The 16882-nt window shown below is 70.9% G+C and carries 20 protein-coding genes; 6 read left to right on the forward strand and 14 right to left on the reverse strand.

The genetic code is table 11. From position 1 onward, the window contains the following. Positions 1 to 63: 63 nt before the first annotated feature. Entirely contained in the window at positions 64 to 390 is a 327-nt protein-coding gene (locus O2L01_RS24595) for a rhodanese-like domain-containing protein (RefSeq protein ID WP_270124698.1), read from the reverse strand. A 37-nt stretch (positions 391 to 427) separates the two neighbouring features. On the opposite strand from O2L01_RS24595, the gene O2L01_RS24600 reads away from it, so the two are divergent. Next, on the forward strand, positions 428 to 1063 hold the full coding sequence (locus O2L01_RS24600; protein ID WP_270124699.1) for a TetR/AcrR family transcriptional regulator: 636 nt from the start codon (positions 428 to 430) through the stop codon (positions 1061 to 1063). On the opposite strand, the gene O2L01_RS24605 is transcribed toward O2L01_RS24600, so the two are convergent. Further along, positions 1044 to 1403 carry a MerR family transcriptional regulator gene (locus O2L01_RS24605; protein WP_270124700.1) on the reverse strand — a complete coding sequence of 120 codons (360 nt, stop codon included), beginning with the start codon at positions 1401 to 1403 and terminating at the stop codon, positions 1044 to 1046. The genes O2L01_RS24600 and O2L01_RS24605 overlap by 20 nt on opposite strands. 91 nt (positions 1404 to 1494) lie before the next feature. On the opposite strand from O2L01_RS24605, the gene O2L01_RS24610 reads away from it, so the two are divergent. Then, positions 1495 to 1920: a hypothetical protein gene (locus O2L01_RS24610; RefSeq protein ID WP_270124701.1), complete on the forward strand. Its 426-nt coding sequence runs from the start codon at positions 1495 to 1497 to the stop codon at positions 1918 to 1920. Between the two features lie 4 nt (positions 1921 to 1924). Here O2L01_RS24610 and O2L01_RS24615 read toward each other — a convergent pair whose 3' ends face one another. Further along, complete coding sequence (locus tag O2L01_RS24615; protein WP_270124702.1) at positions 1925 to 2389, reverse strand: Lrp/AsnC family transcriptional regulator; 465 nt, start codon at positions 2387 to 2389, stop codon at positions 1925 to 1927. 80 nt (positions 2390 to 2469) lie between these two features. Here O2L01_RS24615 and O2L01_RS24620 point away from each other — a divergent pair, with 80 nt between their 5' ends. Beyond that, positions 2470 to 3816 (forward strand): APC family permease, encoded by a 1347-nt coding sequence (locus O2L01_RS24620; protein WP_270124703.1) that lies wholly within the window; start codon positions 2470 to 2472, stop codon positions 3814 to 3816. On the opposite strand, the gene O2L01_RS24625 is transcribed toward O2L01_RS24620, so the two are convergent. The 7 genes from O2L01_RS24625 to O2L01_RS24655 form a co-directional block, all read right to left on the reverse strand. Beyond that, on the reverse strand, positions 3774 to 4586 hold the full coding sequence (locus O2L01_RS24625; protein ID WP_270124704.1) for an SDR family oxidoreductase: 813 nt from the start codon (positions 4584 to 4586) through the stop codon (positions 3774 to 3776). The genes O2L01_RS24620 and O2L01_RS24625 overlap by 43 nt on opposite strands. Continuing rightward, the gene (locus O2L01_RS24630; RefSeq protein WP_270124705.1) at positions 4583 to 5230 is read right to left on the reverse strand and encodes a TetR/AcrR family transcriptional regulator; all 648 of its coding nucleotides are present in this window, start codon (positions 5228 to 5230) and stop codon (positions 4583 to 4585) included. Before O2L01_RS24630 ends, O2L01_RS24625 begins: the two co-directional genes overlap by 4 nt. Before the next feature lie 91 nt (positions 5231 to 5321). Further along, positions 5322 to 5867 (reverse strand): hypothetical protein, encoded by a 546-nt coding sequence (locus tag O2L01_RS24635; RefSeq protein ID WP_270124706.1) that lies wholly within the window; start codon positions 5865 to 5867, stop codon positions 5322 to 5324. 133 nt (positions 5868 to 6000) lie between these two features. Then, positions 6001 to 6447, reverse strand: coding sequence for an SRPBCC family protein (locus O2L01_RS24640; RefSeq protein ID WP_270124707.1), 447 nt, complete (start codon positions 6445 to 6447; stop codon positions 6001 to 6003). A 14-nt stretch (positions 6448 to 6461) separates the two neighbouring features. After that, positions 6462 to 6815, reverse strand: a complete 354-nt coding sequence (locus O2L01_RS24645) for an ArsR/SmtB family transcription factor (RefSeq protein ID WP_270124708.1) — start codon at positions 6813 to 6815, stop codon at positions 6462 to 6464. Further along, entirely contained in the window at positions 6812 to 7267 is a 456-nt protein-coding gene (locus tag O2L01_RS24650) for an SRPBCC domain-containing protein (protein WP_270124709.1), read from the reverse strand. Before O2L01_RS24650 ends, O2L01_RS24645 begins: the two co-directional genes overlap by 4 nt. A gap of 83 nt (positions 7268 to 7350) precedes the next feature. Next, complete coding sequence (locus O2L01_RS24655; RefSeq protein ID WP_270124710.1) at positions 7351 to 8205, reverse strand: helix-turn-helix transcriptional regulator; 855 nt, start codon at positions 8203 to 8205, stop codon at positions 7351 to 7353. Positions 8206 to 8373: 168 nt separating this feature from the next. Between O2L01_RS24655 and O2L01_RS24660 the strand changes: the two genes are divergently transcribed. Together O2L01_RS24660 and O2L01_RS24665 are read left to right on the forward strand one after the other, a co-directional pair. Continuing rightward, positions 8374 to 9150, forward strand: a complete 777-nt coding sequence (locus tag O2L01_RS24660; protein ID WP_270124711.1) for an SDR family oxidoreductase — start codon at positions 8374 to 8376, stop codon at positions 9148 to 9150. A 160-nt stretch (positions 9151 to 9310) separates the two neighbouring features. Beyond that, positions 9311 to 10255 (forward strand): aldo/keto reductase, encoded by a 945-nt coding sequence (locus O2L01_RS24665; protein ID WP_270124712.1) that lies wholly within the window; start codon positions 9311 to 9313, stop codon positions 10253 to 10255. Positions 10256 to 10351: 96 nt separating this feature from the next. On the opposite strand, the gene O2L01_RS24670 is transcribed toward O2L01_RS24665, so the two are convergent. Continuing rightward, complete coding sequence (locus tag O2L01_RS24670; RefSeq protein ID WP_270124714.1) at positions 10352 to 10945, reverse strand: 3'-5' exonuclease; 594 nt, start codon at positions 10943 to 10945, stop codon at positions 10352 to 10354. Positions 10946 to 11018: 73 nt separating this feature from the next. Next, positions 11019 to 11741 carry an SDR family NAD(P)-dependent oxidoreductase gene (locus tag O2L01_RS24675; protein ID WP_270124715.1) on the reverse strand — a complete coding sequence of 241 codons (723 nt, stop codon included), beginning with the start codon at positions 11739 to 11741 and terminating at the stop codon, positions 11019 to 11021. Between the two features lie 97 nt (positions 11742 to 11838). On the opposite strand from O2L01_RS24675, the gene O2L01_RS24680 reads away from it, so the two are divergent. Then, on the forward strand, positions 11839 to 12396 hold the full coding sequence (locus O2L01_RS24680; protein ID WP_270124716.1) for a TetR/AcrR family transcriptional regulator: 558 nt from the start codon (positions 11839 to 11841) through the stop codon (positions 12394 to 12396). Between the two features lie 57 nt (positions 12397 to 12453). On the opposite strand, the gene O2L01_RS24685 is transcribed toward O2L01_RS24680, so the two are convergent. Both O2L01_RS24685 and O2L01_RS24690 read right to left on the reverse strand, forming a co-directional pair. Continuing rightward, entirely contained in the window at positions 12454 to 15399 is a 2946-nt protein-coding gene (locus O2L01_RS24685; protein WP_270124717.1) for an RICIN domain-containing protein, read from the reverse strand. A gap of 349 nt (positions 15400 to 15748) precedes the next feature. After that, entirely contained in the window at positions 15749 to 16861 is a 1113-nt protein-coding gene (locus tag O2L01_RS24690) for a PP2C family protein-serine/threonine phosphatase (RefSeq protein ID WP_270124718.1), read from the reverse strand. Positions 16862 to 16882: the final 21 nt, after the last annotated feature.

Consider the following 16882-nt stretch of genomic DNA (forward strand, 5'->3'; position numbering starts at 1 on the left):
CGCCCCCCGCGCCCCGGGGGGGGGGGCCCCCCGGGGGGGGGGGGGCGGCCGATCGGCTGCGGCTCAGGCGGATTCGACGGGCAGGCCCGCCTCGGTCCAGTCCTGGATGCCCTCCTTGTACTTGCGCACATTGGCGTAGCCCAGGCTCGTCAGCCGCTCGGCGACCTGGCCGCTGTTGGGGCAGGCCTCGTTCGAGCAGTAGGTGACGATCGCGGCATCGCGGTCGGGCAGGAGCTTCGGGGCCTGGGCGTCCACGTCGGCGAGCACGAGCGGGAGGGCCCCGGGCAGGTGCTGCTTGGCGTGGTACTCGCCGCCGAGGGCGTCGATCACGGTCACGGTGCCGTTCGCGATGGCGGTCTGCAGTTCCTCGCGGGTGATGAGCGCGGTCATGGTATCGCCTTCCAAGTAAGTGGACTATAGTCCAGATGTGTACGAGGACGATATTAGCGGACCGCAGTCCGTTTCTGCAACACCCCTTGAGCTGCTGCGCACCCCGCCGCCCAAGGAACGCGCCGACGCGGCCCGCAACCGCGCGGCGATCCTGGACGCGGCCGGCCGGCTCTTCGCCGAGCACGGCGTGGAAGCCGTCTCGATGGACCAGGTCGCGGCCGCCGCCGGAGTCGGCAAGGGCACGCTCTTCCGCCGCTTCGGCGACAAGGCCGGGCTCGCCGCCGCCCTCCTCGACGCGCGCGAACGCGTCCTGCAGGAAGCGGTGCTCAGCGGGCCCGCGCCGCTCGGGCCCGGTGCGCCCGAAGGGGAACGGCTCGTCGCCTTCGCGGACGCCTACCTCGACTACGCGTTCGAGTACCTGCCGCTGGTGCGCATGTCGGAGACCGCGAGCCCGGGCGCGCGCTACCGCATCGGCGCCTACCGCTTCTGGCACCGCCACGTCGTGATCCTGCTGCCGCGCGACGAGGACCCCGAGGCGGACCCCGAGTACACCGCGCACGCCCTGCTCGCGACGCTCGACGCCGAACACCTGACCGCCTTGCTCCCCGACCTGGGGGAGGAGCGGATCAGAACCGGTATCCGTCGAATGTGGACTATCGCTGGTCGGGCCTGAGCGGGCACCCGGTCCCCGCCCGCTCGGCCAGCTCCTCCCGGAGCGCGGCCAGCTCGTCCATCTTCGCGTCCACGATCGCGATCTTCTCCGCGAACATCGCCGAAAGCGCCGCGGCCGAATCGGGCGCCTCGCGCAGTTCCCTGCCGTGCGAAGCGATCTCGGCCAGCGAGAACCCCAGCCGCTGCGCCGTGCGCACATACGCCAGCCACGGCACCGCGTCCGCCGCGAACTCGCGGTAGCCGTTCGGGGAGCGATGTGATCCGAGCAACCCGATCTTCTCGTAGAACCGGATGGCGTCCCTGCTCAGACCCGATCGCTCCGCGAGTTCACCGATGCGCACGCCGCCTCCCCGCTCTGCTCGACTTGACCTTGGAGTGCACTCCACCGTTTACGGTAAGCCGTCCCCGACACCCGCACGAACGGAGTCCCCCATGACGGCCGCGACCCTCACGCCCGCAACACAACCCGCCTACCTGCGCCTCGTGCGCGCCAGCGCGGTCTACGACCTCGTCGTCACCGCCGGCTTCGCCACCCCCTGGACCTTCGCGCTCCTGCACACCGCGCTCGACGCCGCGAGCGGCGCGCTCGGCCTGCGCGGCTTCCCCGAACTCGACCTCATGCAGGTCTTCTACGCCAACCTCATGGGCTCGGTCGTCGTGGTCTGGTCCCTGCTGCGACTCGTTCGGCCCCAAGTGATCCACGGCCTCTTCGACGGCATCGCGCGCGTCCTGTTCACCGCCTCGATGATCTCCGCGCTCGCGCACGGCGGCCCGGAGATCCTCTGGGGCTTCCTGGTCGTCGAAGCCGCCTGGGGCGCCGCGCAGCTCGGCCTGTGGCCGCGCGCCCGCCGGGCCTGACCGGTCAGTCCTCCGGCGGCAGCGGCTCGAGCACCCGGTTGTGATGGCGCTGGAACACCATCGACGTCTGGAACCGCGCCACCTCCGGCCGTGTGCCGAGCCGGTCCACGAGGAACGCGTGCAGCCGCTCCACGTCCCGCACCGCCACATGGATCACGATGTCGCTGCCGCCGGAGACCACGAACAGCGACACCACCTCCGGCCACGAGCCCACGGTCTCCCGGAACGACTCGTACGAGGACCGCTGGTGCTGGCGCAACTGCACCGACACCAGCGCCTCGGCGCGCCGCCCCAGCGCCGCCAGGTCCACATCCGCCCCGTACCCGCGGATCACGCCGCGCTTCGTCAACGCCCGCACCCGTTCCAGCGCGGTCGACGGCGCGACCCCGAGCCGGCGGGCCAGCTCCCGGTTCGACAGCCGCGCATCCGACTGGAGCAACCGCACGATCGACACGTCAAGTTCGTCCATCCGCGGATTATCCCGCCGATTCCGAGCAGACGTTCGGCGCGGGCCCCGAATCGCCGAACGCACGAATAGCGTTGCCCCACATGAACGCCCGCACCACCCACGCCGGCTCCCTCGGGACCGCGCGCGGCACCGCCCTCTACCTCGGCGCCATCCTCGGACCCGGCGTCCTCGCCCTCCCCGGGCTCGCCGCGCAGGCCGCCGGACCCGCCGCCCTCATCGCCTGGACCGCGCTCCTCGTCCTCTCGATCCCCGTCGCCGCCACCTTCGCCGCGCTCGCCGCCCAACGCCCCGACGCGGGCGGCGTCGCCACGTTCACCCGCGCGGCGTTCGGCGACCGCGCCGCCGCCGTCTGCGGCTGGTGGTTCTACAGCGTCATCCCCGTCGGCGCCAGCTCGGCCGCCCTCGTGGGCGCGGCCTACATCGCCGACGCCGCCGGGCTCGGCCGCACCGCCGTCACCGCCATCGCCGCGGCCCTCCTCGCGACCGCGTTCGCCGCCAACCACATCGGCCTGCGCCTCTCCGGCGGGGCGCAGCTCGTCCTCATGGGACTCCTCATCGCGCTCCTCGCCGCCGCGTGCATCGCCGCCCTCCCGCATTTCGACCCGGCCAACCTGCGGCCGTTCGCACCCCACGGCGTCGCGGGCGTCTTCTCCGCCGCCGCCGTCCTCTTCTACGCCTTCTCCGGCTGGGAGGCCGCGAGCCACCTCTCCGGCGAGTTCACCGACCCCGCAAGGCAACTGCGCCGCGTGACGGCCCTCGCGCTGGCGACCGTGGCCGCGGTCTACCTCGCGCTCGCGACCGCAACGGCGGGCGTGCTCGGCGGCGGCGCGGCGGTAGCGGCCGTGCCGCTCACGGACCTGCTGGGGTACGGGTTCGGTCCGGCGGCCGCGCCGCTCACGGCCGCGTGCGCGGCGCTGCTGAGCTTGGGCGCCATGAACACCTTCATCGCGGGCGCGTCCCGGCTCGGCGCGGCGCTCGCCCGTGACGGCGCGATGCCCGCGCCGCTCGCGAAGGGCCACGAGCCGGGCCGGACGCCCCACCGCAGCCTCGCGGTGCTCGCGGTCCTCACCGGGACCGCGTTCGCCGGGGCGACCTGGTTCGGGCTCGGGCTCGACGTGCAGATGCGCGCGACCTCGGCGGTGCTCGCGGGGGTCACGGTCCTGGCGTGCGCGGCGGCCGTGCGGCTGCTGGCCGGCCGGGCCCGCCTGTGGGCGCTGCTCGCGACCGCCTGCACGGCGGCCATCGGCACGGCCCTGTCCTGGTATCTGCTGCTGCCCTTGGGGATCGCGGTGCTCGCCCTCGTCTACCTGCGCGGGAGGCAGCAGCGCCCCCTGCCGCGCCCGGTCGGGGCGCGGCAGGAGGCGTTATCTGGTTTCCTTGCGGCTCAGCGGAAGTCGGCGGCGTGGTCGACGGTCCAGTCCGCGTAGGTGCGGGCCGGGCGGCCGGTGACGGCCTCCGAGGTGGGGCCCCAGAGCTCGGTCGAGCCGGAGGCGAGCATGTCGAGCACCGGTTCGGGAATGAACTTCGCGGCGACCGCGCGCGGCAGCTCCTCGACGGTGAGCTCGCGGCCGATGGCCTCGCCGATCAGCTCGACCTGGCGGCGCTGGGTGAGGTGGCCGGGGCCGTCGATCACGTAGGTGCGGCCTTCGTGGCCGTCCTCGGTGAGGGCGGCGTAGGCGACCTCGGCGATGTCGCGCTCGTGCACGGGGTTGACCGGCGCGTCCGGGTAGGGCAGGCGCACCACGCCTTCGGCGCGGATCGAGTCGGCCCACCACAGGGAGTTGGTGGCGAACATGGCGGGGCGGACGAAGGTCCACGGGATGCCGGAGGCCTCGAGGGCCTGCTCGACGTCGAGGTGCACGCGGCCGATCTGGTTCTCCGGGTCGGCCGAGGCGGCCGAGGAGAGGAGCACGACGTGCTTCACGCCGGCCTCCTGCGCGGCGGTGATGAACGCGTCGATGCCTTCGTGGGCGGCGTACAGGAAGACCTTCGCGACGCCTTCCAAAGCGGGCGCGAGGGTCTCGGGGGCGGTGAAGTCGACCCGCACCGGCTCGACAGTGCCTCCTTTACCCCCCGCCGGGAGGTCGGTCGCGCCGGGGACGCGGCTGGCGGCGCGCACGGGCGTGCCGGCCTCCAGCAGCTGGGCGATGACGTTGCGGGCGATGGCGCCGCGGGCGCCGGTAACCAGGACGGTCATGATTCGGTGTTCCTTTCAGGGTGGTGTTCGGTGTTCTCGGCGAGCCTCGCGAGGATGCGAGACAGGGTGTCGCCGTAGCGGGTTTCGAATTCGGGATCGTCGATGTCGACGCCGAAGAGGCGTCTTGCGGTGCCGCGGAAGATGACCGGGGCGAGCGTCATGCCCATCATCGCGATCTGCACGGCGGCCGGGTCCAGGTCGGCGGCGATCTCGCCGCGCCGCTGGCGTTCGCGCATCTCCTCGATGTCGCGTTCGGCGTCCTCTTGGGACTCCTCCTCGGGGAGGTCCCCGCTGAGGGCCTGCCACATGGCGAGCCGGCCGATGCGGGGGTCCTTGAGACTGTCGCGCAGGTACCAGCGCATGACGTCCTGCGCGGGCACGTCCGGGCCGGCCTGGTCGCGCTCGTCGTCGAGCCATTCGCGCTGCATCGCGCGGTACAGGCCCTCTTTGCCGCCGAAGTAGTAGCTGATGAGCTGCTTGTTGACGCCGGCGCGGGCGGCGATCTCGCCGACGCGGGCGCCGTCGTAGCCGTTGGCGGCGAACTCGGTCAGCGCCGCGTCCTTCAGCTTCCGCTTGGTGCGCTTGGCGTCCCGCACCCGCTCAGCGGATTCGGGGGAGCGCCGGCCGGGCGTCTTCGGTTCCATGCCGTAGACGCTACCAGTTAATCAACCAGATGGATAATTGAATTATCTGTGAGGATGATTACCTCCGGCGGCAAGGCCGCCCGTCGCCGCGCTACCCGGGCAGGTCCCCGGTGAAGGCGGTCTGGAAGAAGAGGTGCTTGTCCATGTGCGCCACGTACTTCGGGTCGGCGGCCTCGACGGTGAAGTGGGCCTTCTCGCCGCCGGGGCCGTTCTCGATGGCGAAGGACGTGACGATGGCGGTGGCGCGGCGGCGGAACGCGTCGCACTGCGGCTTGAGGACGAGGTACCGGTAGCCGTTCGAGCGGCCGCTGGAGCCGTCGAGGCGGTCGGCGTAGAGTTCGGCGGCCTTCACCTTGGGGCGCACGGGCTCCTTGGTGGCGGCGTCGAGGAGGTGGCCTTCGTCGTCGGTCCACACCTGCTTGCCGAGGAACAGCTCGAAGCACTCTTCGAACTCCTTGGCGGTGCCCGGGTCGAGCGCCATCGTGCCGAAGCCCTGGAACCAGGCGTCCATGAGCAGCTGCAGTCCGAACTCGACCCCCCGCGGGAACCCGGCGCCCCCGCCGAGGCGGGCGGTGAGCTGGCCGTCGACCTTGGTTCCCTCACGGCCCCAGGTCAACACCTCGAAGATGGTCGTCATGGCGCGAATCATATCCAGTGGGGGCAAACCCGTCATCAAGCGCTACCGCATGGTTACTCACGGGTAGCTTCGGCGGGTGCGCGGCGGGCGCGCGGCGGGGAGGGCCGCGGCCCTCCCCGGATTCCCCTGCGGCTCAGCCCCAGTTGTCGATGTGCACGTCGTGCGGCCACGGCGCTCCTGCGCCGGTCTCCAAGTACTGCTTGAGGCTCATCAGGAACGAGCCCCACTTGGTGGAGCAGTGGTGCATGAACTCGACCGGTTCGCGCCACCCTTCGTGCTTGAACAGCACGACCGTGTGGTCGCCCTCGGTCTTCAGGTCCCAGTGGATCTTGGTCCCGATCCACTCGGGCGCGCTGCCGCCCACGACCTCCCAGAGGACGCGCTCGCCCTTGTCGAGCTCGGTGACCTCCATCTCGAAGTCGCCGTTCTCGAACTTGAACGAGATGCGGCCGCCGACGTCGGTCGTGCCGGTCGTGTTCTCAGTCCACCACCGGGAGAGGCCCTCGAGGGTGGCCAGGGCGTCGTAGGTCTGCTCGGGACTGGCGTCCTTGGCGGCGATGCGGTGCACAATGTCGACCATGGGGTGGTCTCCTTCTACTCTTCGTTCTCGGTCTCTTGCTTCTGGCGTTCGATGGTCTCGGCGAGGCGCTTGATGCGCTGCAGCCGGGAGTCCCAGGTGCTGCCGACCTCGTTGAGCTGGGCGACGGCGCGCGCCAGCTGGGTCTCGTCCACCCGGAAGTGCTTCTCGCGGCCCGCGGTCGCGGCGTGCACGAGGCCGACGCGGTCGAGGACGGCGAGGTGCTTGGCGACGGCCTGGCGGGTGACCGGCAGGTGGTCGCTGAGGCTGGTGGCCGTGCCGCTGCCCTCGCTGAGCAGCAGGTCGAGCATGCGGCGGCGGGTCGGGTCGCCGATCGCCGACCACAGGTCGTCGTCGACCGCGGTGCTCATCGGCCCGCCCCCACCTTCTCCGCGTACGGGGCCAGGCGCGGGATGAAGTAGTCCCAGCCGTTGACGTGGTCGGCGTACTCGGCGGCGACCTTGGCCTCGGCCCAGCCGCGTTCGCGGAAGCCGGTCTCGGTCATCTTGAGGAGCGTGCCGGTGCCGGCGGGCTCGAGTTCGAAGACGACGAGGTACGAGTTGCCGAGGACGGCCCGCTCGCCTTCGGGGTGCGTCCACCGGAACGAGAAGTGCCGGGGCGGCATCGCGTCCACCACGGTGAACTGCTCCCACGTGATCCCTTCGGCGCTCTTGCCGAAGCCGATGCGGCCGTTCCCGTCGGGCGAGAGCTCCGCCTCGTCGGGCCACCACTCCTTGAGGTGCTCGGGACTGCTCACCACGTCGAAGACGACCTCCGGGGAGGCCTCGATGCGGATCTCCCGCTCGATCGATCCGAGTTCCATGACTCCACCTTTCGCAACGTTTGGTTGCACATCACGCTACCGCAATCCGCGAGAACGTGCAACCTTTCGTTGCTAAAAGGTGGTCAGGGACGTTGCGCGGCCGGCGCCGTCCAGCTGTCGAGGAGGCGCAGCGCCTCGGCGCTCGGCGAGGCCGGTTCGACGTTGTAGACGCAGAGGGTCTGGTCCGGGTCGTCGGGGAACTCCAGCGACTCGTACGCGAACTCAATCTCGCCCACGACCGGGTGCCGGTACGCCTTCTTCCCGTGCGTGCGACGCAGCACCTGGTGGTGGTTCCACCAGCCGCTGAACTCGGGGCAGCCGAGGGTCAGCTCGCCCACGAGGTCCGCGAGCTGGCGGTCGTCGGGGTGGCGGCCGGCGTCGAAGCGCAGCACCGCGACCGAGTCGCGCGCCGCAACCTCCCAGTCCACGACCCGCTCCCGCGCCTCGGGGTCGAGCAGGTACCAGCGGGCGAGGTTCCGCCGCTTCGCGGGCAGCGCGTCGAAGTCGGTGATCACGGCCCGTGCGAGCCTGTTCGTCGCGAGCACGTCCATGCGCCGGCCGATGATGAACGCGGGCACCGACTCCAGGCTCTGCAGCGTCAGGTGCAGGCCCGGCCGCACCCGCTGGGCCGCGATCGGGCCGCGCTTGCGCGGAGCGGTACGCCGCCCGGCCAGGTCCTGCAGGTGCTCGCGCTCGGACGGGTCAAGCCGCAGTGCCTCGGCCAGCGCCTCCAGGACTTCCGGCGAGGGGTTCCCGGCGCGGCCCTGCTCGAGGCGGGTGTAGTACTCGACGCTCATGTTGGCCAGCCGCGCGACCTCGTCGCGGCGCAGTCCCGGGACGCGGCGGATCCGCCCGTCGTCCGGCAGGCCCGCGTCGCCCGGGCTCACGCGCGCCCGCCGGCTGCGGAGGAAGTCCGAGATCTCGCTGCGTGGGTCCATGCGGTCAATCCTGCCCCAGTCGCCGCCCCGGGGGCGGTGCAAGGGTGGTCCTGGCGGTACCAGTCACGAGAGGGCGTTCTTAGGGCCGTTCCGGCGCCCCGATCGGTGTTGTAGTTGTCCACGGGACGGAGCAACCGCCCTGAACGCCAAGCACACCGAAGGAACGCAATGTCCACTGTGAACACCGCCCTGCCGCTCGCGAACCGCGTCGCCGTCATCACCGGCGCCTCCAGCGGCATCGGCGAGGCCACCGCCGAACTCCTCGCCGAACGCGGCGCGAAGGTCGCCCTCCTGGCCCGCCGCGCCGACCGGCTCGCCGAACTCGCCGCCCGCATCGAAAAGAACGGCGGCACCGTCCTCGCGATCCCGGTCGACGTCACCGACGCCGCCGCGCTCGAAGCGGCCGCCGCCCGCGTGGAGGCCGAACTCGGCACCGCCGACCTGCTGTTCAACAACGCCGGGGTCATGCTGCCCTCGCCGGTCGTCGAGCTCCGCACCGACCAGTGGAGCCGCCAGATCGACATCAACATCGGCGGCCTCATGAACGCGATCGGCGCCTTCACCCCGCAACTGGTGCGGGCCGCCGCGGAGAAGGGCGTCGCCGACCTGGTCAACACCTCCTCGATCGCCGCGCAGAACATCTTCGAGAACTTCGCGGTCTACACCGGGTCGAAGGCCTTCGTCTCGCACGCCTCCCGCAACCTGCGCACCGAGTTCGGCGCCAAGAACGTGCGGGTCGCGGTCATCGAACCGGGGATCGTGAAGACCGAACTCCAGGGCCACGTCACCGACCCGGGCGCGACCGCCTGGCTCGACGAGACCCTGGCGACCCAGGAGGTCCTTGAGCCCTCGGACGTGGCCGAGGCCGTGGCGTTCCTCGCACAGCAGCCCGCCCGCGTCAACTTCCAGCAGCTCACCATCATGCCCACCTTCCAGCAGAACTAGACCGTGGACGGGCACCGCGCCGCGCCCCGCCGGGCGGCCGTCCCCGCGACGACCGCTCACAAACGGGCGCGGCGCCCCCGGCCCGCGTGGCAGGATTGCCGTTTGGGTACACCAGCAGGACGCCACGCGTCCCGGTAATCACACAGCACGGAGGTTCGACATGGCCAAGCTCGGCAGGACTGACATCGAGATCTACCCTCTTGTCCTGGGCACCAACACCTTCGGTTGGAACACCGAGGAGGCCGAGGCGCACGCCGTCCTCGACGCGTTCACCGCCGCCGGCGGGAACCTCATCGACACCGCCGACGTGTACTCGGCCTGGGCCCCCGGCAACGTGGGCGGCGAATCCGAGACCGTCATCGGCACCTGGCTCGCCAAGCACCGCGACACGCAGGCCATGGTCGCCACCAAGGTCTCCCAGCACCCCGAGTTCAAGGGCCTCACCGCCGCGAACATCCGGGCCGCCGCCGAGGCCTCCCTCAAGCGCCTCGGCACCGAGGTGATCGACCTCTACTACGCGCACTTCGACGACGAGGAGACGCCGCTCGAGGAGACCGTGGGCGCCTTCAACGACCTCGCCAACGAGGGCACGATCCGCCACATCGGCATCTCCAACTACAGCCCCGAGCGCGTGCGCGAATGGCTCGACATCACCGAGCGCCACGGCTACGCCCGCCCGGTCGCCTTGCAGCCCAAGTACAGCCTCGTCAGCCGCAGCACGTTTGAGCCGGGCCTGCGCGACCTCGCCGTGGCCGAGGACCTGAGCGCGTTGCCGTACCACGCGCTGGCCTCGGGCTTCCTCACCGGCAAGTACCGGACCGAGGCGGACCTCAAGCAGAGCATCCGAGGAGACTCGGCCGCGAGGCACCTCAACCCGTCCGGCCTCGCGATCATCGAGAAGCTCGACCAGATCGCCCAGGCCCGCGGCGTCGCGATCGCGTCGGTCGCCTTGGCGTGGACGCGGACCCGCCCCGGCATCGCCGCGCCGATCGCGGGCGCCCGCACCGCCGACCAGCTCGGCCCGCTCCTGGCCTCGGCCGAACTGGAGCTGACCCGTGACGAGGCGGACGAGCTCACCGCGCTCTCGGACGTCATCGGCGCCTAAGGGATCGCGAACGGGGCGGGCGGGTCTTCACGACCCTCCCGCCCCTTCCTTATCCGGAGACCCTGAGGCCCTTACCGTCGTCCGGGGGATGAGGCCTTACTTGCGGCGGCAGGTGTCGTACCCGCCGTCGTAGATCCGGCCCCACGAGACGCGCGCGGACTGGAGGAGCCCCTCGAGGTCGTCGACGCCGTGCGCGCGCTGCTGGGCGACGAGGATCCCGGCGGCGGCGAGCGTGTCCGAGGCGGCCTCGTGGTGGCGGGTGAGGTCGACGCCCGCGGCGGCGGCCACGTCGGGCAGCCGGTAGGAGGGCATCGGCCAGGTCTGCTTGGCGATGACCATGGTGCAGGCGTAGCGCATCGCGGGCCAGGGGAGGTCGGCGGCGGTGTTGGCGGCCCGGATGACCGAGGTGTCGAACGAGGCGTTGTGGGCGACGAGCGGGTCGTCGCCCACGAACTCGCTCAGCCGCGCCCACACCTTCGGCCACCGGGGCGCACCGACCACATCGGACGCCTGGATGCCGTGGATCTGCGTGTTGCGGTACTCGAACCGGTCGTGCCCGGCGGGCGGGCGGATGAGGGTCGCGAAGCGGTCGACGACCTCCTCGCCCTTGACCCGGGCCACCGCCACCGAGCAGGCGCTCGCCCTGCTGCCGTTGGCGGTCTCGAAGTCGATCGCCACCCAAGAGTCCATCTGCCGCCCTTCGCCGCCCAACGAGCCCGAAGGTTAGCAGGACCCCTGGCCTTCCTCGGCCCGGCGGCGGGCGTCAGCCGAGGACGTTGAAGACCGCCTCGGCGCGGTCGCGCTTGCTGAACAGCTCCCACGCGGTGTCGGCGATGGCGTCCGGGTCGAGTGTGGCGATCGCGATGTCCCCGAACATTTTCGGGTCGGCGGTCACGGCCTTGTGGATGTCGCCGCGTTCGATGAGGCCGCCGATGGTGAGCGCCCCGGCGTAGACGCCCCGCCCGGCCAGGCCGGCGTTGAGGGTGAGGGCGTAGTTCCTGAGGGCGGCGGACATGACCGCGAGCGCGCCGAGGGTCGGCATCGGCACGACGGAGCTGAGCCCGCCGGCGAACAGGAGCCCGCCGGAGCCGCGCTCGAGCATGCCCGGCAGGACCTTCGCGACCGCGTCCACGGCCGGGTACATGATCCCCATCGCCGCGCGCACGCCGTCCGAGTCGGCCTCGTCGATCGGCCCGGGCATCGGCCCGTCCATCGCCGCGGGCCCGTAGTACGCGAGGTCGACGCCGCCGAAGCGGGCGGTGATCTCGTCGAGCACGGCCTCGAGCCGGGCCTTGTCGTTGAGGTCGGCGGTGAACGCCGCCGCCTCGATCCCGGCCTCGGCGAGCGAGGCGAGGTAGTCCGCGTGACGGGTGTCGCTGCGGGAGACGAGCGCGACCCGGTAGCCCTCGCGGCCGAAGCGGTGCGCGATGGACATGCCGAGGCCGGGTCCGGCTCCGAGGACGACGGCGGTCTGGTTGCTGGGCATGGTGGTTCCCTTCCCGAGACTAATTTGAGGGTGCCCTCAAGTTATGAGCCGACGGTACCACAACTTGAGGGTGCCCTCGACTTCGTATGATGGGGGTATGCCCGCTGAGACCCGATCCCGCCGCTCCGACGCCCTGCGCAACCGGGACCGGCTCCTGGCCGCCGCCGCCGAACTCTTCGCCGAACGCGGCCTCGAAGTGCCGCTCGACGAGATCGCACGCACCGCCGGCGTCAGCATCGGGACGCTCTACAACCACTTCCCGACCCGCGACGACCTCTACAACGCGATCATCCCCGCGCGCCTCGGCGCCCTCGACCAGATCGTCGCCCGCGCCCTCGCGACCGACGACCCCTGGGACGGCTTCGTCGCCTACCTCGAAGGCGTGTTCGGACTCCAGGCCAAGGACCGCAGCCTCAACGACGCGATCGCCCGCCGCCGCCCCGCCAGCGCCGAGATCGCCGAAGTCTGCTCCCGCAACGTCGACCAGGTCCTCAAGCTCATCGCCCGCGCCAAAGCCAGCGGGGACCTCCGCGAGGACTTCCAGCCCATGGACCTCGCCATGCTCGGCGCGGCGATCTCCCAGGTCATCCACGAATCGGGGGACTGGCGGCGCTTCCTCGACCTCCACCTCACAGGCCTGCGCGCGAACGGCTGACACGACGAAGGGGCCCTTACCGCCGAACGGCGGTAAGGGCCCCTCACTCTCGATCCCTTAGACGGCCGGAGCCTTCGCGAAGACCTCGATCTCGCTGAGGATGATCCAGCCGACCGTGCCGCCCGACCCGGCGGTCATGGCCACCCGGACCGCCGAGGTCTCGGCGTTCACCGCGACGTCGATGACCGGCGCCTCACCGGTCGGCACGTCCACGACGTCACCGGCGTTCTGCCAGTTGCCCTCCGAGTCCAGGTACTGCACCTGCAGCGTGTCCGCGTAGCTGTTGCGGCCGCCGTCGCTCCAGAAGTGCGACACCACGCGGGTCACGTCGCGCGCCTCCGGCAGGGTCACGGTGATCGTGTCCTCGGTGTTGAACGGACCCGACTTCCAGTTCGACCAGCCCTTGTCCGTCAGGTTCCCGTTGCGCAGGGCCTCGGTCGAATAGCCCGGCTCGGTGTACGTCGCCGAGGTCGTCACGCCGTCCTCCAGCGCCACGTTGACCTCGATCGGGTCGGTCACCTCGACATCGATCTGGGCCGGAAGCTCGGTCCCGTCGATCAGGGTCGCGGTGCCGCCCAACGTGACCGTTCCGTAGTCGTCGAAGGCGCCGGCGGGCGGCTCCTCCCACACCACCGGCACCGTGGCCTGCGTGCCCCGGCTGCCGATCGCGGTCACCGTGTCCGGCAGGTGCGGCGTGAAGCCCGGGTAGGTCTTCGCGGAGGCCGGCGCCGTCTTGCTGAACGTGTCCACGCTGACCTTCGCCTTGGCGCGGAACGTGTTCCCGAGCGCGTCGGTCGCCGTGCCCTTCACGGTCACGGTCCCAGGCCGGTTCCACTTCGAGTCGTCCGGCATGTCCCACTCGACCGGCAGCGCCCCGCGCTGCCCGTCGCGGTAGATCCCGGCCACCGTGTCCGGCAGCTCCGGCGTGTAACCCGGGACGGTGTAGGACTGCACGGTCGCGGTGCCCAGCACCGTCTCGTCGATCAGCGTCCAGCGCTGGTTGCTCGCCGAGGTGGGCGTGTAGGTCTGCACCGGCGAACCGTCCGCGGTCGCCTCGCCCCACACGTCGAGCACCAGGCCGGTGCCGACGTTCACCGGCACGTACGTGCCGTCGCCGGTGGTGGACAGGAACCATTGGGCCGCAGGCGAAGGGTCGCCGTCGGCCGCTTCGAGCACGGCCTTCCCGTCGGCCACCGCCAAGCGGGTCCCCGTGTCGGCGTTGACGATCGCGTACTGCTCGCGGTTCGAGTAGCCGTCGGTGAGCTGGTCGATCTCCCAGAGCTGCGCGGCGCTCGACGCGTCGTCGGTCTGGAGCACGATGCCCGTGCCATCCTCGGACGGCGCGATCGACTTGCCGCTCTGCACGCCGTCGAAGCGGTACGTGTGGTGCCGCTGCACCATCGCGGCGTCCTCGCTGACGCCCGAGACGCCGTCGATCTTGAAGGTCGTCACCGACTTCGCCGGAACGGTCAGTGTCGCGGTCGCACCGTTCACGACCACCGACTGGCCTTCGACCAGGGCGCCGGCGGCGCTCGAGGTCACCGGGGTCACCGTCGCGCCGGAGTCGACCGAACCGAACTTCGACAGGTCCAGGGTCACCTCGACCGCGTCCTCCGAGTTGTTCGTGTACACGGCGACCGCCGCGTCCTCGGAGTCCTTGATAGCAGCCACAGTGGACGCGTTGTCCGTGCCGATCATGTAGTCGCCCGGCTCGATGTAATGCGTGAAGTTCCGGATCGTGTCGTACTTCGTGTTCGTCTCGATCTTGCAGGTCTCGAGGGTGTCCTCGGCCGTGCAGTCGAACGGGAGCTGGATCTCGCCCCAGCTGTGCCCGAGGTTCTTGTCCTCGATCGGCTGCCACAGCACCCACGCCGACGGCTCCAGCTCGCGCAGGTCGTCGGTGATGCGGGTGGCGATGCCCAGGCCGTTCTCCATCGAGGTGTAGTCCTGGCCGTCGGTCCAGGCCCCGCCGACCTCGCTCATCCACAGCGGCTTGTCGCCGGCCTTGGCGAGGTCGCGGACGCTGGTGCGCTGGCCGGTGCCGTAGGTGTGGACGTTCATCTGCCCGACGTTCGCCCGCGATTCCTCGGTGTACGCGTTCCAGTTCGTCGTGAACTTGCCGGGGTTGGTCTCGTCCATCGCCGCGATCACGGTGTCCAGTTCGGACTCCGAGAGCTGCGCGGCGAGCGCGTTGATGACCTGCTGCTGCAGCTCGGGGCCGGCGTGCGCGCCCTCCTGGCCGCCGCCGGTCGGCTGCACGCCGTCCGCGCCGAGCTGGGTGCCCCAGTAGTTCGTGTTGGGCTCGTTGAGCGGGTCCACGGTGTCGAACTGGATGCCGTGCTCGGCCTCGACGTGCTCCATGACCTGGGTCAGGTAGGTGGCGAACTCGTCCACCGAGTCGGCCCGGATCTGGTCGGCGTTCGCGTCGAAGCCGCCCGAGACGTAACCGGAGACGGTCTGGAAGTACGGCGGCGAGTTCGAGAACGCCTCCCAGTGGGTGACGTCGTCCTTGATCTGGTCGATCCACCAGCGCTGGTTCGCGTCGGCGTCCCAGTTCCAGTGCTCGGGGTTCTCGGGGTCCCACCAGTCCTTGTCCTCCTGGGTGGTGCCCTCGGGGGCGGCCCACCAGCCGGGGACGGCGGAGGCGCCGCCGCGCAGGTACTCGTTGTCGATGTTCGGGGCGTTGCCGCCGCCGATGTTGTACCTGGCGATGTTGAGGTTGAGGCCTTCTTCGCCGAAGACCATGTCCACCAGCTGATTGCGGATCTCGTCGGGGTAGCCGCCGGTCGCGTTCGCGAACCAGACGAGGCTCGTGCCCCAGCCTTCGAACTGCTGCCCTTGGTACGAGGGGTCGAGCGTGACGTTCACGGCGGCCGCCGCGCCCTCCTGCGCGCTCGCGCCCGCATTGAGGAGCGGCAGCGCGGAACCGGCGATCACGGCGGCGAGGCCCACCGCACCGGCCGCGGCCAATGGGCGCCTGCGCCTCGGTCGGGGAGATGACATCGTTGTCTCCTTCAAAGGGGGGTGCAATCGAGTGATCTGAATATTCGCACAGAACTCAACGCTTGTGAACACCCTTTGTCTAACGGATTGAAAAACGCTGACCTGGAATCGCTCCCGCGACCTCGAAATGTCGTACCCAAGATGCAGGGTTGATACCGGGGGCCCATCGATGTCCGAAATGCGCAGACGCTCCGTTCATCTTTCGTGACCCGGAAAATGTCGTACCCCTCGGTCAGGGTTCCTGTGCAAAGCGCACGGCTCGCAAGCTTCGCCGTGGCACGGGGTCCAGCGATGTCCGATTTGCGCAGACCCTCCGCTCACATTCGCCGCTCGCCGCCACCCAAGCCGCTCACTCCGTCAGCGGCCGGCGCCTCGCGCTCCTCGCCACCCGCGTGATCGCCAGGATGCTCACGTCGTCGTCCATCCGCGTCGCGAAGCGCGCCGCGTCGTCCCAGACGAACTCGACCAGCCGCCGCGGCGAGGCCGGCACGACCAGCCCGTCCAGGTGGTGCGCGAGCGGATAGTAGTGCCCCTCCTCGTCGCGCGCCTCGACCAGCCCGTCCGAGAACGCCAGCAGCGTGTCCTCCTCGCCGAACGCCACCGAGGCCGTCCCGAGCGGCCGCACCGGCGTCGCCAGCCGCAGCCCCAGCACCGGCGCGGGCTTCAAGTCGATCTCCTCGACCCGCTCGCCCCGCAGCAGCAGCGGCGACGGATGCCCGCACGACAGCAGCCGCACCTCGTCCGACTCGTCCACGAACTCCGCCAGCAGCACCGAGGCGAACAGCTCCGGCACATACCCGTGCGCCGCGTCCTCCAGCATCCGCCGCTCGAGCCGCCACGCGACCCCGCCCAGCTCCGCCTCGTCGAGGATCGCCTCGTGGAACACCGAGAGCAGCATCGAGGCCGTGCCGACCGCGTCGAGCCCGTGGCCCTGCACGTCGCCGAGGATCATCCGCACCCCGAACGGGCTGGGCCGCACGTCGAACAGGTCCCCGCCGATCGTCGCCCCGCGCTGCGCCGAGTGGTACAGCCCCGCGCACGCGAGGTCGTCCACCCGCTCGGGCAGCTCCGGCAGCACCGCCCGCTGCGCCGCCTCCGAGACGCTGAGCATCGTCACGAGGCCGGCCTCGAAGCGCTGGCGGATCCACGAGATGCTCACGGCCGTAGTGAAGATGATCGCGACGACGAGGTCGTCGACGATGTCGAAGCCCTCGGTGATCGGCAGGGGCGCGGCGATGAGGAGGAGCGCGAGCAGGGAGATGCCCGCGGTCCAGGCCGGGCCGAGCACGAACGCGGCGAGGAGCGGCACCACGGTCACCGCGATGCCGGCGTGGAACTGGTCGTCCGAGAAGATCTGGGTGACGACGGCGATCCCGAGCGCTACCAGCGGCAGCAGCCGGACCCACCGCGGAATGGCCGTGCCCGGCCGCAGCTCGCCCGCTCGCGGGACCTGCGCAGCCATGGCCCGAGTCTAGGCCCAGTC

Origin of the sequence: Glycomyces lechevalierae, assembly GCF_027622945.1 — a bacterium.
Taxonomy (GTDB): domain Bacteria; phylum Actinomycetota; class Actinomycetes; order Mycobacteriales; family Micromonosporaceae; genus Glycomyces; species Glycomyces rutgersensis.

Bases quoted from the DNA above. Each gene is read 5' to 3' on its own strand.
- O2L01_RS24620 (WP_270124703.1), top strand. From the start codon at position 2,470: ATGAACGCCCGCACCACCCACGCCGGCTCCCTCGGGACCGCGCGCGGC.
- O2L01_RS24655 (WP_270124710.1), bottom strand. From the start codon at position 8,205: ATGGACCCACGCAGCGAGATCTCGGACTTCCTCCGCAGCCGGCGGGCG.
- O2L01_RS24645 (WP_270124708.1), bottom strand. From the start codon at position 6,815: ATGAGCACCGCGGTCGACGACGACCTGTGGTCGGCGATCGGCGACCCG.
- O2L01_RS24635 (WP_270124706.1), bottom strand. From the start codon at position 5,867: ATGACGACCATCTTCGAGGTGTTGACCTGGGGCCGTGAGGGAACCAAG.
- O2L01_RS24660 (WP_270124711.1), top strand. From the start codon at position 8,374: ATGTCCACTGTGAACACCGCCCTGCCGCTCGCGAACCGCGTCGCCGTC.
- O2L01_RS24650 (WP_270124709.1), bottom strand. From the start codon at position 7,267: ATGGAACTCGGATCGATCGAGCGGGAGATCCGCATCGAGGCCTCCCCG.
- O2L01_RS24595 (WP_270124698.1), bottom strand. From the start codon at position 390: ATGACCGCGCTCATCACCCGCGAGGAACTGCAGACCGCCATCGCGAAC.
- O2L01_RS24625 (WP_270124704.1), bottom strand. From the start codon at position 4,586: ATGACCGTCCTGGTTACCGGCGCCCGCGGCGCCATCGCCCGCAACGTC.
- O2L01_RS24680 (WP_270124716.1), top strand. From the start codon at position 11,839: ATGCCCGCTGAGACCCGATCCCGCCGCTCCGACGCCCTGCGCAACCGG.
- O2L01_RS24630 (WP_270124705.1), bottom strand. From the start codon at position 5,230: ATGGAACCGAAGACGCCCGGCCGGCGCTCCCCCGAATCCGCTGAGCGG.
- O2L01_RS24670 (WP_270124714.1), bottom strand. From the start codon at position 10,945: ATGGACTCTTGGGTGGCGATCGACTTCGAGACCGCCAACGGCAGCAGG.
- O2L01_RS24690 (WP_270124718.1), bottom strand. From the start codon at position 16,861: ATGGCTGCGCAGGTCCCGCGAGCGGGCGAGCTGCGGCCGGGCACGGCC.
- O2L01_RS24640 (WP_270124707.1), bottom strand. From the start codon at position 6,447: ATGGTCGACATTGTGCACCGCATCGCCGCCAAGGACGCCAGTCCCGAG.
- O2L01_RS24675 (WP_270124715.1), bottom strand. From the start codon at position 11,741: ATGCCCAGCAACCAGACCGCCGTCGTCCTCGGAGCCGGACCCGGCCTC.
- O2L01_RS24615 (WP_270124702.1), bottom strand. From the start codon at position 2,389: ATGGACGAACTTGACGTGTCGATCGTGCGGTTGCTCCAGTCGGATGCG.
- O2L01_RS24665 (WP_270124712.1), top strand. From the start codon at position 9,311: ATGGCCAAGCTCGGCAGGACTGACATCGAGATCTACCCTCTTGTCCTG.
- O2L01_RS24610 (WP_270124701.1), top strand. From the start codon at position 1,495: ATGACGGCCGCGACCCTCACGCCCGCAACACAACCCGCCTACCTGCGC.
- O2L01_RS24685 (WP_270124717.1), bottom strand. From the start codon at position 15,399: ATGTCATCTCCCCGACCGAGGCGCAGGCGCCCATTGGCCGCGGCCGGT.